Raw genomic sequence first — 14,139 nt, 5'->3', positions numbered from 1 at the left:
GACAATGGCCGGGTGCTGGAGATGACACGCGAGGAGTTCGAGGAACTGGTCGCCGAGGCGTTGGACCGGATCCCGCCGGAGCTGACGCGGCTGATGGACAACGTCGCGGTGTTCGTGGAGGACGAGCCCTCGCCGGACGATCCGGAGCTGCTCGGTCTGTACGAGGGGACTCCGCTGACGGACCGGGGCGAGTGGTACGCGGGGGTGCTGCCGGACCGGATCACCATCTACCGGGGGCCGACGCTGCGGATGTGCGAGTCGCGCGAGGACGTGGTCGCCGAGACGGAGATCACCGTCGTGCACGAGATCGCCCATCACTTCGGGATCGACGACACCCGGCTGCACGAGCTGGGGTACGGCTGACGGGGCTTCGGCGGACATTCCGTGACGGACCAGGTCTACCGGTCCTTCCCGGCCTCCACGGTCCTTCCCGGTCCCACTGCGGACGTTCCGGGACCTTTCCAAGTCCTTTTCGGGGCCCCTTCCGACGGCTTCTCCGGGCGGGTCCGATGGGCGGGCGTGAGGGCGTGTCCCCCGTGGGGCCGTGGGAGTTGGGCACGGAGACCCCTGTCCCCGCGTCCGTGGAGGTGCGCCCCGTGCGCCAGTTGTCCGCCCCTGTCCGATGGGCCGTCGCCGCGCTGGCGGTCGCGGCCTCCGCCGGCTCCCTCAGCGGCTGCATGAGCGTCACCGACGACGGTGCCCGGCCCGTGCCGCTCAGGTCCGGGGGCCCGTCGGGCGCGGCCGCCGCCGAGCCGGACGGCGGTGTCCGCGTGCCGGGCGGCCTGCGCGAGGTCGGCGGCGGGCACGACGCGGACGGCGCGTCCGGCGCGGACCACGCCGCCGGGGTGTCCCCGGCGCCCAGCGCGTCCTCGGCGCCCGTCCCGGCGCCCTCCTCGTCGGGCCGGCCCGGGGAGCGGCCGGAGCCGTCGCCGCGGCCCTCGGCCCCCCATGGCGGCGGGGCGTCGCCGAGCGAGGACCCGCCGTCCGAACCCCCCGCGCCGCCCGAGCCGACCCCGACCCCCACGCCGCCGCCCGAGCCGACCCCGCCGCCGTCGGACCCGCCGTCCGCCTCGCCGCCGGCCGACGCCCGGACGGAGGCGCTGATGGCTCCGGGGGGCCCGCAGGAGTGGTCGGAGCCGATGGCATCACCGCAGGTCGCGCCCGCATGACGAGGCCCGGTTTGCGTTGGGTGGGGGTGGGTGCGTATGGTGGTAGATCGTTTGATCCCATTTCCCATTTGCCCGGCGCCGTAACCGAGAGCGCCGCGTGTGGCGCGTACTCTCCCTTGCCGTGGCTGACCGCATTGAGGCGGTCGAATTGCGAAACACGGAGTTGACGGGCGCGTGCCGAGACTCCGGAAGGTTTCGCATTTCGCATGTCCATTTTCAGTTCTGACCACGCCGTCATGCCCGAGAACGACGAGAACGTCGTCGTCGAGACGCCGGAGGCCGTAGAGGTCACCGGCACGGTCGCCGACGAGACCGTCGCGGCCCTCGCCGACGAGGCCGTCGAGATCATCGCGGCCGACGAGGCCGACGAGGCCGACGCCGAGCCCACCGTCACCTTCGCGGACCTCGGTCTGCCCGAGGGTGTCGTCCGCAAGCTCGCGCAGAACGGCGTGACCACCCCCTTCCCGATCCAGGCGGCGACCATCCCGGACGCCCTGGCCGGCAAGGACATCCTCGGCCGCGGCCGCACCGGCTCCGGCAAGACCCTCTCGTTCGGTCTGCCGACCCTGGCCACGCTGGCCGGCGGCCACACCGAGAAGAAGAAGCCCCGCGCGGTCATCCTCACCCCGACCCGTGAGCTCGCGATGCAGGTCGCGGACGCCCTCCAGCCGTACGGCGACGTCCTCGGCCTGAAGATGAAGGTCGTCTGCGGCGGTACGTCCATGGGCAACCAGATCTACGCCCTGGAGCGCGGCGTCGACGTCCTCGTCGCCACCCCGGGCCGTCTGCGCGACGTCATCAACCGGGGAGCCTGCTCCCTGGAGAACGTCCAGGTCGCCGTCCTCGACGAGGCCGACCAGATGTCCGACCTGGGCTTCCTGCCCGAGGTCACCGAGCTGCTCGACCAGGTCCCGGCCGGCGGCCAGCGCATGCTCTTCTCCGCGACCATGGAGAACGAGATCGGCACCCTGGTCAAGCGCTACCTGACCGACCCGGTCAGCCACGAGGTGGACAGCGCCCAGGGCAACGTCACGACCATGACGCACCACGTGCTCGTCGTGAAGCCGAAGGACAAGGCGCCGGTCACCGCCGCCATCGCCGCCCGCAAGGGCCGCACGATCATCTTCGTCCGCACCCAGCTGGGCGCCGACCGCATCGCGGAGCAGCTGCGCGAGTCGGGCGTCAAGGCGGACGCCCTGCACGGCGGCATGACGCAGGGCGCGCGTACGCGCACCCTGGCCGACTTCAAGGACGGCTACGTCAACGCCCTCGTCGCCACCGACGTCGCCGCGCGCGGTATCCACGTGGACGGCATCGACCTGGTGCTGAACGTGGACCCGGCCGGCGACCACAAGGACTACCTGCACCGTTCGGGCCGTACCGCCCGTGCGGGCCAGTCCGGCACGGTCGTCTCCCTGGCCCTGCCGCACCAGCGCCGTCAGATCTTCCGCCTCATGGAGGACGCGGGCGTCGACGCCTCGCGTCACATCGTGGGCGGCGCCGGGGCGTTCGACCCGGAGGTCGCCGAGATCACCGGCGCCCGCTCGCTGACCGAGGTCCAGGCCGACTCCGCGAACAACGCCGCCAAGCAGGCCGAGCGCGAGGTCGCCGACCTGACCAAGGAGCTGGAGCGGCTCCAGCGCCGCGCCGGCGAGCTGCGCGAGGAGGCCGACCGCCTGGTGGCGCGTGCCGCCCGTGAGCGCGGTGACGACCCGGAGGCCGCGGTCGCCGAGGTGACGGAGGCCGCCGAGGCCGAGGTCGAGGCCGCGGTGTCGATTCCGGCCCAGCCCGTGGAGCGCCGCGAGGAGCAGCGTCGCGACGAGCGCGGCAACTACGAGCGCCGTGGCGGCGACCGTCGTGACGACCGCCCGTCGGGTGGCTTCCGCCGGGACGACCGCCGGGACAACGACCGTCCCTCGGGCGGGTTCCGTCGTGACGACCGCCGTGACAACGACCGCGGTGGCCGTTCCTTCGAGCGTCGTGACAACGACCGCCCGTCCGGTGGTTTCCGCCGGGACAACGACCGTCCGTCGAGCGGCTTCCGCCGGGACGACCGTCCCTCCGGTGGCTTCCGTCGTGACGACCGCCGTGACAACGACCGCGGCGGCTTCAACCGCGACGACCGCCGTGACAACGACCGTGGCGGGCGTTCCTTCGAGCGTCGTGACAACGACCGCCCGTCCGGTGGTTTCCGCCGGGACAACGACCGCCCGTCCGGTGGTTTCCGCCGCGACAACGACCGTCCGTCGAGCGGCTTCCGCCGGGACGACCGTCCCTCCGGTGGCTTCCGTCGTGACGACCGCCGGGACAACGACCGCGGCGGCTTCAACCGCGACGACCGTTCCTCCGGTGGCTTCCGCCGCGACAACGACCGCCCCGCCGGTGGTCACCGCGGTGCCGGCGACCGTCCGTTCAACCGTGACCGCCGTGACGACCGTCCGGCCGGCGGCGGCTTCCGTTCCGGTGGCCACGACCGTCCGTTCGGCCGCCGCGACGACCACCGCGGCTCGTCGAACACCGGCTCCTTCGGGCGCCGCGAGGACAAGCCCCGCTGGAAGCGCAACGGCTGACCCGAACGTCTGAGCCCAACGGGCCCGTACAGCACCGCGAGGTGCCGTACGGGCCCGTTCCCGTTCCCCGGGCAGAGCGCTGTGGCGGTCGCGCGCACAGGGGTGGGAAATCGCGCACAGGGGTGGGAAATCGCGCACAGGGCGGTCGGCAACGCCCCGGCCGGACCACCACGCCGCTGACGGACACGGGGTGACGCCCATTCATGGCCACTGGGCCGACCGGCGCACAGGTGGTCCGCAGTGTTTCCGGGAGGGCACCCGTTCGGGCCGGTTTCAGGCCGTCGCCGGGTGGGGATCCACGCCCTCGGCGGATCTTGCCGCACCCGGGAGTCGATACCCGATCGGCTCCCGGGCGTTGGCGGGCTATGCTCGGGGATGACTCGCCGAGGGCCCTTAGCTCAATTGGCAGAGCAGCGGACTTTTAATCCGTTGGTTGTGGGTTCGAGTCCCACAGGGCCTACGAGTCACGGGGCACCCGGCCGTCCGCACAGGTCATGACCGGTCGAGGCGGTCGGGAGCCCCCGATTCATAGCGTAGGATGGTGTTTACCGACGCGGGGTGGAGCAGCTCGGTAGCTCGCTGGGCTCATAACCCAGAGGTCGCAGGTTCAAATCCTGTCCCCGCTACTGAAAACGAAGACCCGGTGCCTGATTCAGGCGCCGGGTCTTCGTCATGTCCGGGTCTTCGTCATGTCCGGGTCTTCGTGATGCCTGGGTCTTCGTCATGTCCAAGCCTTCGTGGTGTCCGGTCTTCGCGTGTGCCGGGGTGGGGCGCTCCGGGGCGGCCCGGGCCGGGGGCGGTGTATCGCCCGGTCGGCGGACGGCGAGTCGCCACGCGGCGCGGCTCCGGCCGGCCCGGGTGGGGGGCGGTACCGTCCGCAGCGGTGGGCGGAGCGGGCAGGAGACCAGTGGTGGGGCAGCGAGCGCGGGACGGCGGCGGCCGGGGCGGGTTGGTGCGCTCCCCGCGCGGGAGCCGGGCGCCCGGACCCGGCCGGGACCGTGAGGGGGTCCATCTGTTCATCCGCTCGCTGCCCGCCCTGATGATCATCGGCGGGGTGATCTACGACGTGTCGACCCCGTCACGCTTCACGGCGGTGCCGCTCTTCGCCGCCGCCCCGCTGATCGCGGCGCCCTTCTTCAGTTTCGGCGCCACGCTGCTGGCGGGCCTCGTCGCCCTGGTCGCCGTGGTGGTGCTGCGCCTCCACGGCGGGACCATGGACGAGGCCCCGGCCCTGACCGAGGTCGTCACCATCGGGACCGTCTCCGCGCTCGCGCTGTTCATCAACCGGGTCGTGCGGCGGGGCGGCGAGCGTCTCGCCTCGGCGCGGGTGATCGCCGAGACCGCCCAGCGGGCCGTGCTGCCCAGCCCCGCCAAACGGATCGGCGGTCTGGACATCGCGGCGCGGTACGAGGCCGCGCAGGCGGACACGTACATCGGCGGCGACCTCTTCGCCGTGCAGGACACGCCCTACGGCGTCCGGCTCGTGGTCGGCGACGTACGAGGCAAGGGTCTGGGGGCGGTCGAGGCGGTCGCGGTCGTCATCGGCGCCTTCCGGGAGGCGGCCGAGCAGGAGAGCTCCCTGGAGGGCGTGGCGCAGCGGCTGGAGCGCGCGCTCGCGCGCGAGGGCACCCGGCGCGACGGACTGGACGCCTTCGAGGGGTTCACCACCGCCGTACTGGCCGAGATCCCGCGCGGGGACACCGTGGTGCGGATCGTCGACCGGGGCCATCCCGAGCCGTTGCGGATGAACCCCGACGCGACCGTGGAACTGCTGGAGCCGAACGAGACCGCGCTGCCGCTGGGCATGGCCGACCTGGCGGCGTGGCCGGACCGGGCGTACGAGGTGTCCTACCCGCCGGGGGCGACGCTGCTCTTCTACACGGACGGGCTGTCCGAGGCGCGCGACGCGCGGGGGGAGTTCTACGACCCGGTGGCGCGGCTGGCCGGGCGGGTCTTCCCGGGGCCCGAGGCACTGCTGGACGCGCTGGTGGAGGACGTGCGGCGGCACACAGGCGGCGGGGCGACCGACGACCTGGCGCTGCTGGCGGTCAGCCGGCCCGAGGAGGGGCAGCCCGACCGGCGGACGACGATCCCATTGGTGCCGTGACTGCCGTGACTGCTGTTGCCGCCGTGTCCCCCGTGTCTGCCGTGTCTGCCGCTTTGCCGTGGCCGCGGCGACCGCGGTGACGCCAGGGCGACCGCGTGGCAGGGGTACGCCGGGAGGGACTCGACCACGGTACGTAGTCGACGAGCACCACTCCGCATAACAGTTGACGAACGGTCAGAAAAATAAGAGGCGGCCGGTGTTTCTGAGGGGCGGTCAACTCGCCCGGCTGTGCCCGTGTGTGACCCGGTACGTCCTGGCCAGCACGGTAATGATCAGTAGGAACAGCTTGGAATACGGCCCTCGCGTCTATTAACGTTCGATAACGCAGCGCGGTCGTCCCAGTCGTCGCAAGAGACGGCACCGTGCGCGCGCGCCGAATTCCGCAAGGGAACCGGGGAACCACCACCTTGGGGTGAATCGGGTCGAACCAGACCCGTAGGAGACCTTCCTGCTCCGAACCCGTCAGCTAACCCGGTAGGCGAGAAGGAAGGAAAGGAGTGCGCCTCCGTGGCGTCCAACAGTCCTGCTCCCGAGGTCTTTCCCGGCTCTCCCGGCCCTTCGGGTGCCCCTGACGCCACGCCCGCAAACACGCAGTGGGCGGAGTGGAATCCCACCGAGGACACCGTTCGCCCGGTTCGCGGCCGTCATCGTGTCGCCAAGCAGCGCGGCGGTCTCGCCCGCAGCTCCACCGTCCTCGGTGTCGGAGTCATCGCGGCGGTCGGTGCGGGCGGCATAGCCACCGCGCAGGACAAGCCCGCGGTCTCCATCTCCCTGCCCGACCTGCCGGACATCGGCTCCCTCCTCGACGACGAGGACGAGGGCGAGGGCGTCACGGGGACCGCCGACAACGCGCCGCTCACCGCCCTGTCCCTCTCCGGCGACGACCGCGGGGCAGGCCGGGACGACCAGGCCGGCCAGGAGGCCGAGGACGCCGGCGAGGCGCTGCGCGTCCGTATCCTCCAGCAGGCCGAACAGCAGCAGGCGTCCGCCGACGCCGAGGCGAAGGCGGCCGCCGAGAAGACCGCCGCCGAGCAGGCCGCCGCCGAGGCGAAGTCCCAGCAGACCGCCGCCCAGAAGAAGGCCGAGGAGGCCGAGAAGAAGGCGGCGGCGGAAGCCGAGGCGAAGGCGGAGGCCGCGCGGCTGGCCAAGCTCGCGTCGAGCTACTCCCTGCCCACCTCCTCGTACACCCTCACCGCCACGTACGGGCAGTCCGGCTCCATGTGGTCCTCCGGGCACCACACCGGCCTGGACTTCGCGGCCCGGGCGGGTACCCCGACCAAGGCCGTCCACAGCGGGACCATCAAGTCGGCCGGCTACTCCGGCTCGTACGGCTACCGCATCGTCCTGGAGCTGGAGGACGGTACGGAGATCTGGTACTGCCACCTCTCGTCCATGACGGTCGGCGTCGGACAGCAGGTCGGCACCGGCGAGACCATCGGACGGGTCGGCGCCACCGGCAATGTGACCGGCGAGCACCTGCACCTGGAGGTGCGCACGTCGGGCGGCGACGGCATCGACCCCGCGGCCTGGCTGCGCAGCAAGGGCCTGACCGTCTGACGCCCTGTCCTCCCGCCCCTTCGCGCCGGGCTCCGCGGCGCACCGGGACGATCCGGTGCCGGAACCCGTGAACGGCCCCCGGCGGCCCTGGCCTCCCACCCCCCGACGCCAGGGCTGCCGGCCTTCTCCCCGCCGGGTTCCCCGCCGCCCTTTTGCCTGCTTCCCTTCGGTTTCCTGCCGCCCGGCCCGGTAGCCGCCCGGCCCGGTTGCCGTCCCGCCCGGTTGCCGTCCCGCCCGCTCGCGGTCCTGCCCGGTCCCGTGGTTCCGGCTCCCCGGAATGCTCCCGGGGGCTGCGTCGTTGATCCCCCCATGACTTCTCTCCGCCCTCTGGGCACCTCAGGGCTCGACGTCTTCCCGCTCGCGCTCGGCGGCAACGTGTTCGGCTGGACCGCCGACGAGACGCAGTCCTTCGCCGTGCTCGACGCGTACGCCGCCGCGGGCGGCAACTTCATCGACACCGCCGACGGCTATTCGGCCTGGGCACCGGGCAACGAGGGCGGTGAGTCGGAGACGATCATCGGCAACTGGCTGGCCTCCCGCGGCAACCGCTCCGACGTCGTCATCGCCACCAAGGTCGGCGCCCACCCCCGGTACAAGGGCCTCGCCCCCGCGAACATCAAGGCCGCGGTCGAGGAGTCGCTGCGCCGTCTGCGCACCGAGTACATAGACCTGTACTACACGCACTTCGACGACCCGGGCGTGCCGGTCGAGGACTTCGTCACCGCTCTCGACCAGCTGGTGAAGGAGGGCAAGGTGCGGGCCGTCGCCGCTTCCAACATCACCCCCGAGCGGCTCCAGGAGGCCCTGGACTTCTCCGCGCGCGAGGGCCTCACCGCGTACTCCGCGATCCAGCCGCACTACAACCTGGTCTCGCGCGACACCTACGAGGGACAGCTCCTGGAGACCGCGGAGCGCGCCGGGCTCGGCGCCGTGCCGTACTTCGCGCTGGCCTCCGGCTTCCTCACCGGCAAGTACCGGCCGGGCGCGAGCGTCGAGAGCGCCCGGGCCGAGGGCGCGGGCAAGCACCTGGAGACCGAGCGCGGCCGCAAGGTCCTCGGCGCGCTCGACACCGTCGCCCAGGAGCGCGGCGCCGAGATCGCCACGGTCGCCCTCGCCTGGCTGGCGGCCCGGCCGACCGTCGCGGCGCCGCTCGCCTCGGCCCGTACGGCCGAGCAGCTGCCCGCCCTGCTGGCGGTCGCCGGTCTGGAACTGACGGCGGACGAGCTGGCGGCCCTGACCGCCGCCTCGGAGTAGACCCGGGCAGGGCTCAGTACCGTCAGTACCGGTACGGGTTGTAGCCGCCGTAGTTCATGTACGGGGGCGGCGTCCACACCCGGCCGGTCGCCTGGGCCGCGTAGGTGAGCGCCGGGCCGGCTATCTCCTTGCGCTGCCACAGGTGGTGCAGGAGCTCCTGTTCGCGCGCCATGAAGTCCGGGCCCGCCGCACCCCGGCGGGCCCGGTGCCGCAGGAACGCCAGGGAGGTCGCGAACGCCTCGTACTCGCCGACCGCCCGTGCCGCCGCCGCACCGTACGTACGGCCCGCGTAGTCCCGGGCCACGCCGCGCGCACGCATCGAGGACAGGGCGAGCGGTTCGGCGGCGGAGAGCCAGCCGGCCGCGGCGTAGGCGGGCAGCTCGCCGGATATGGTGCGCAGCTCGCGCTGCCTCGTCCAGACCGCCAGCCAGGTCAGCAGCCCGAACGCGGGCACCATGAAGGCCAGGTACACGGCGTAGAACCCCCACGGTCCGAACGCCGTCGAGCCGTTCCACAGCGCGTGCATGCCCATGGCCAGGGCCAGTCCGAGCACCGGGAGCGCGATGCGGCGGATCCGCCTGTGCCGGGCCGTGAGCGCGGCGAGGCCGAAGCCGATGCCCGTGAGCACGGTGAAGAGCGGGTGGGCGAACGGCGACATCACGATGCGGACGAAGAAGGTCGCGGCCGTGGCGGACGCGAAGCCCGACGTACCGAACGCCTGGTCCTCCCCGAAGGCGTTGCCGAGGTAGAGGATGTTCTCCGTGAAGGCGAAGCCGGTCGCGGTGAAACCGGCGATGACCACGCCGTCGACGAGACCGGTGAAGTCCCGTCTGCGGAACAGGAAGACGAGCAGGACCGCGGCGGCCTTGGCGCTCTCCTCCACCACGGGCGCTATGACGGTCGCCCCGAGGGTGTCCGCCGACGAGGGGTCGGCCGTGGCGGTGGCGATCCAGCGGGTCGCGAAGGTGTTCGCGATGATCGCGACGAGGGCGGCGGCGCAGGCACCCCAGGCGAACGCGAACAGCAGGTTCTTCCAGGGGCCCGGCTCCACCCGGTCCAGCCAGCGGAACGCCGCCATGAGCAGCGGCACCGGCAGCAGGGCGAGGCCGAGGCCGACCAGGAAGCCCTCGGTGCCGGTCTGCTCCCGCACCATGGCGAGGATCACCAGGCCGCACAGGGCGAGCACGGTGAAGACGGCGACGGCCCGCACCGCCTTGCCGCGCCAGAACGCCCGAGGCGCCTTGTAGCGCCAGCGGGCGCGCTCCGGCACGGCGTCGAACGACGGCTCCGGGTCGTACGCGGGCACGGCCGGACCGTACGGCGCCTGCGTGGCGACGGCCCGGTCGTGCGCCGGACCGGTCAGGTGTCCCGGTGCGCCGGCCCGGTCGTGCACCGGGGGCCCCGGGGGGCCCGTGTGCTCGTGCGGCCGGGTGGTGTGCTCGTACGCCGGGCCGCCCCGGTGCTGCGGTGGGGCGGCCTGGTGCTGCGGCGGATGCTGCGGGGACGGCTCGGACACCCGACGACCCTAACGAGGATCACTGACAGTCGGCGACGGCATTGCTACACGCGCTCGAACATCAGGTCGTGGACCACGTGCCCCTTGTCCAGTCCCTGACCCTCGAACCGGGTGAGCGGTCGGAACGCCGGCCGGGGCGCGTACCCGCCGTCGGCCGCGGTGTTGGCGAAGCGCGGGTGCGCGGTCAGGACGTCCAGCATCTGCTCGGCGTACGGCTCCCAGTCCGTGGCGCAGTGCAGCACGGCCCCCGGCTTCATCCGGGTCGCGACCAGGTCCAGGAACTCGGGCTGGATGAGCCGGCGCTTGTGGTGCCGCTTCTTGGGCCACGGGTCGGGGAAGTACACGCGTACGCCGTCGAGGGCGTCGGGCGTGAGCATCTCGCGCAGCAGGATGATCGCGTCCCCGTTGGCCACCCGGACGTTGGTCAGCCCGGCCCGGTCCGCCAGGCCGAGCAGGTTGCCCTGGCCCGGCGTGTGGACGTCCACGGCGAGGATGCCGGTCGAGGGGTCGGCGGCGGCCATCAGCGCGGTCGCCTCGCCCATCCCGAACCCGATCTCCAGGACCGTGGGCAGACCGCCGAACATCTCACCGAGGTCGAGCGTCCGCTGTCCGTCGATGTCCAGGCCCCAGGCGGGCCAGAGCCGCCGCAGGGCGTCCTCCTGGCCGGGCGTCACCCGGCTGCGGCGGGGCTGGAAGCTGCGGATGCGCCGCTCGAAGTGGGACCCGGCGGGATCGGGGGAGGGGCCGGTGCCGTCGGGGAACATCCGGCTCTCCCTGCGCACGAAGGAGGCCGGTGCGCGGGACTCGTCGGGCGGGGCGGCGGGGCTGGGGGTCAGCTCGGTTTTCTCGGACACAGTGCTCTCGATGATACGGACCCCGCGCACCACTCGGGCGGGCCCGCGCGGCGGACGGGCCCGGGGCGGCTCAGGCCAGGTGGCGCAGTGCCAGACGCGCGACCTCGCGGCCGATGGGCAGCGAGGCCGTCGCCGCCGGGGACGGGGCGTTCAGCACATGGACCGTGCGCGGGGCCTCGCGGATGAGGAAGTCGTCGACCAGGGTGCCGTCGCGCAGCACCGCCTGGGCCCGCACCCCCGCCGGGGCCGGACGCAGGTCCGCCTCCTCGACGGCCGGAAGCAGCCGGCGTACCGCCTCGGTGAAGGCGCGCTTCGACAGCGACCGGTGGAGCTCCCCCGCGCCGTACCGCCAGTGGCGCCGCGCGATGTGCCAGGACCCGGGCCAGGTCAGGGTGCCGGCCAGCTCGCCGGGGTGCACGTCGCGCCGGCCGTACCCCTCGCGGGCCAGCGCTGGCACCGCGTTCGGCCCCACATGGACGCCCCCGTCGATGCCCCGGGTCAGATGCACGCCCAGGAACGGGAACGCCGGGTCGGGCACCGGATAGACCAGGCCCCGCACCAGGCCGGGCCGGTCCAGCTCGTAGTACTCGCCCCGGAACGGGACGATCCGCATGCCCGGGTCGTCGCCCGCCAGCCGGGCCACCCGGTCGCAGTGCAGCCCCGCGCAGTTCACCAGCACCTTGGCGCGGACGATCGCCCCGGTGGCGGTACGGACCGCGACCCCCCAGGGCCGCCGGTCGACGGCGGTGACCTCGGCGCCGTAGTGGATGTCCGCCCCCGAGGACTCGGCGAGCTGCTCCGCCACCGCCCCGTAGTCGCACACCCCGGTCGTCCCGACGTGGATCGCCGCGAGACCGCGCACCCGCGGTTCGTACTCGCTGATCTGGGCGGGGCCCAGCTCACGGACCGGAATGCCGTTCTTGCGGCCGCGCTGGACCAGCGCGTGCAGCCGGGGCAGCTCGGCCCGGTCCGTCGCGACGATCAACTTGCCCGTGACCTCGTACGGCAGGCCGTACTCCGCGCAGAACTTGACCATCTCGGCCGCGCCCCGCACCGCGTAGCGCGCCTTGAGCGAGCCGGGACGGTAGTAGATGCCGCTGTGGATCACGCCGCTGTTGCGGCCGGTCTGGTGGAGGGCCGGCCCCCGCTCCTTCTCCAGGACCACCACCCGGGTCCCCGGGGCGGCGCGGGTGAGGGCGTACGCCGTCGACAGCCCGATGATCCCGCCGCCGATCACCAGCACGTCGCAGTCGTACGCACCGTCGTCTCTGTCGTCGCCGTACGCGGACACCTGTGCCACCTCCCACCCCAGATAGTGCACTGGCCCACTGACAAAGCCGTTAAACCAGGTGCGACGCGGTGGGACGTGGCTCACGCCGGAGCCATCAGCAGCGGACGCGCCCGCTCGCGCAGCTCCACCACCCGCGGCTCGTCGCCGTACGGCTCCAGCCGGTGCAGCAGGTCCCGTACGTACTCGGTGGTGCGCGCCGAGGAGATCCGCCCGGCCACCTCCACCGCGCGGGTTCCCGCCGCGCACGCCGCGTCCAGGTTGCCCGACTCCAGCTCGGCCACGGCACTGACCACCAGGCGCAGCCCGTGCGAGCGGACGAACTCCTCCGTCGGCCGGGACAGCGCCTGCTCCGTGAACCTGCGGACCTGGCGCGGCGCCTTCAGGTCCCGGTAGCACTCGGCGGCGTCGGCGGCGAACCGGTCGTAGGAGTAGAAGCCCAGCCAGGACGGGTCGGCGTCCCCCTCCCGGGAACGCTCCAGCCAGCCCTCGGCCGCCTTCAGGGCGGCCCCGGCGGCCACCGCGTCGCCCGCCTTGGCGTGCGCCCTGGCCTCCACCAGCCGGAAGAACGACATGGTCCGCGCGGTCGCCAGTCCCCGGTTGCGCTCCAGCGCGGCCTGGGCGAGGTCCACGCCCTCGTCGGCGAAGCCCCGGTAGGTGGCCTGTAACGACATCGACGCCAGGACGTAGCCGCCGAGCGGGACGTCGGCGGCCGCCCGGGCGAGCCGCAGCGCCTGGATGTAGTACCGCTGGGCGGCCTCCTGCTGTCCGGTGTCGAACGCCATCCATCCCGCCAGCCGGGTCAGCTCCGACGTCGCCCCGAACAGCGCCCGGCCCACCTCGTCCGAGTACGACCCCAGCAGCAGCGGCGCGGCGTCCACCCGCAGGCACTCCGGGACCATCGACGAGCGCCAGTCCCCGCCGCCGTACTTCGAGTCCCAGCGGCGCGCGTCCTCCGCGGCCTCCCGGAGCTTGGCCACGTCGCTGTGACCCACGCGCGCGTGGGACCCGTCGTCCTGGCCGCCCTCCAGCGCCGCCACGGACCGCTCCACCGAGGAGTCGGCCGGCGTTATCAGCCAGCGGGAGGCGGGCGTCGCGTACGCGCTCACCGCGAACGATCCGGCCAGTGACTGCCAGATCCCGCCGCCGCCCGCCCGGCGCCCGGCCAGATCCAGTCGGTACAGCTCGGTCGCGGACTTCACCGCCTCGCCCACGTCGCGGGGGAACGCGAGACCCACCTCGGGCGCCGGATCGGCGTCCGCGAGGCCGATCTCGTGCAGCGGCACCGGGCGGCCGAGCTTCGCCCCGATCGCGGCCGCGATGAGGTGGGGCGCGGCGCCCTGGGGCACCATGCCCTTCGACACCCACCGGGCCACCGACGTCTTGTCGTACCGGAGGGTCAGCCCGCGCTGTGCTCCGAGGTCGTTGACCCGCCGGGCGAGGCCGGCGTTGCTGATTCCCGCGAGGGCGAGAACGGTGCCGAGCTTCTCGTTCGGCCCGCGTAGCTCCCTGGACATGCGCCACCCCTCGACCCACAGACGGCCGCCGTGACGCCAGGCATAGGCGCGCGGCATTCGTAAACCCAGCGTAGTTCGCCGCATCCCGACCGTTAAGAGGCGCTCTTCCCTATGGCGGGATTGTTGTGCGTACGCGTGGATGGCGTGCGCCCGCCACGCGGTGATCGTGCTCCCGGTGTGTGGCCGTGCGCCCGGGTGTGCGCTCTCGCCCGGCCGGTGAGGGAGCGCTTCCATGGGTACTGCGTGGGTCGGCCCGCTGCGTACTGGAACCAGTGGGCTGGGGGACACCGCCGTCTCATTCCCCGCA

At 73.1% G+C, this 14,139-nt stretch carries 10 protein-coding genes, 2 tRNA genes and 1 riboswitch; of the genes, 8 read left to right on the top strand and 4 right to left on the bottom strand.

All coding sequences use genetic code 11. The features are described 5' to 3' along the window. Positions 1-12 precede the first annotated feature (12 nt). From PUR26_RS17070 to PUR26_RS17035, 8 genes are all read left to right on the top strand, one after another. A complete protein-coding gene (locus PUR26_RS17070) occupies positions 13-363 on the top strand; it encodes a metallopeptidase family protein (RefSeq protein WP_329873252.1) in 351 nt (116 codons plus the stop codon). 233 nt (positions 364-596) lie between these two features. Beyond that, complete coding sequence (locus PUR26_RS17065) at positions 597-1,169, top strand: hypothetical protein (RefSeq protein WP_329873251.1); 573 nt, start codon at positions 597-599, stop codon at positions 1,167-1,169. 206 nt (positions 1,170-1,375) lie between these two features. After that, complete coding sequence (locus PUR26_RS17060; RefSeq protein ID WP_329873250.1) at positions 1,376-3,739, top strand: DEAD/DEAH box helicase; 2,364 nt, start codon at positions 1,376-1,378, stop codon at positions 3,737-3,739. A 387-nt stretch (positions 3,740-4,126) separates the two neighbouring features. Further along, positions 4,127-4,199 (top strand) — tRNA-Lys (locus tag PUR26_RS17055). 92 nt (positions 4,200-4,291) lie between these two features. Continuing rightward, a tRNA-Met gene (locus PUR26_RS17050) sits at positions 4,292-4,365 on the top strand. 284 nt (positions 4,366-4,649) lie between these two features. Continuing rightward, entirely contained in the window at positions 4,650-5,846 is a 1,197-nt protein-coding gene (locus PUR26_RS17045) for a PP2C family protein-serine/threonine phosphatase (protein ID WP_329873249.1), read from the top strand. Between the two features lie 361 nt (positions 5,847-6,207). Further along, a riboswitch (cyclic di-AMP (ydaO/yuaA leader) is annotated at positions 6,208-6,342 on the top strand. A gap of 11 nt (positions 6,343-6,353) precedes the next feature. Beyond that, the gene (locus PUR26_RS17040) at positions 6,354-7,403 is read left to right on the top strand and encodes a M23 family metallopeptidase (protein ID WP_329873248.1); all 1,050 of its coding nucleotides are present in this window, start codon (positions 6,354-6,356) and stop codon (positions 7,401-7,403) included. Positions 7,404-7,712: 309 nt separating this feature from the next. Next, positions 7,713-8,657, top strand: a complete 945-nt coding sequence (locus PUR26_RS17035) for an aldo/keto reductase (protein ID WP_329873247.1) — start codon at positions 7,713-7,715, stop codon at positions 8,655-8,657. Between the two features lie 22 nt (positions 8,658-8,679). Here PUR26_RS17035 and PUR26_RS17030 read toward each other — a convergent pair whose 3' ends face one another. The 4 genes from PUR26_RS17030 to PUR26_RS17015 form a co-directional block, all read right to left on the bottom strand. Then, entirely contained in the window at positions 8,680-10,020 is a 1,341-nt protein-coding gene (locus PUR26_RS17030) for a PrsW family intramembrane metalloprotease (RefSeq protein ID WP_443077104.1), read from the bottom strand. 197 nt (positions 10,021-10,217) lie between these two features. Further along, complete coding sequence (gene trmB, locus PUR26_RS17025) at positions 10,218-11,027, bottom strand: tRNA (guanosine(46)-N7)-methyltransferase TrmB (RefSeq protein WP_443077094.1); 810 nt, start codon at positions 11,025-11,027, stop codon at positions 10,218-10,220. 70 nt (positions 11,028-11,097) lie between these two features. Beyond that, positions 11,098-12,318 carry an L-2-hydroxyglutarate oxidase gene (gene lhgO, locus PUR26_RS17020; protein ID WP_329873246.1) on the bottom strand — a complete coding sequence of 407 codons (1,221 nt, stop codon included), beginning with the start codon at positions 12,316-12,318 and terminating at the stop codon, positions 11,098-11,100. Positions 12,319-12,398: 80 nt separating this feature from the next. Continuing rightward, entirely contained in the window at positions 12,399-13,832 is a 1,434-nt protein-coding gene (locus PUR26_RS17015; RefSeq protein ID WP_329873245.1) for an MFS transporter, read from the bottom strand. Positions 13,833-14,139 lie beyond the last annotated feature (307 nt).

This window comes from Streptomyces sp. SP18CS02 (genome assembly GCF_036322365.1).
GTDB lineage: Bacteria > Actinomycetota > Actinomycetes > Streptomycetales > Streptomycetaceae > Streptomyces.
Note: the sequence above shows the minus strand (reverse complement) of the source record. Positions and strands in the feature narration are given on the sequence as shown.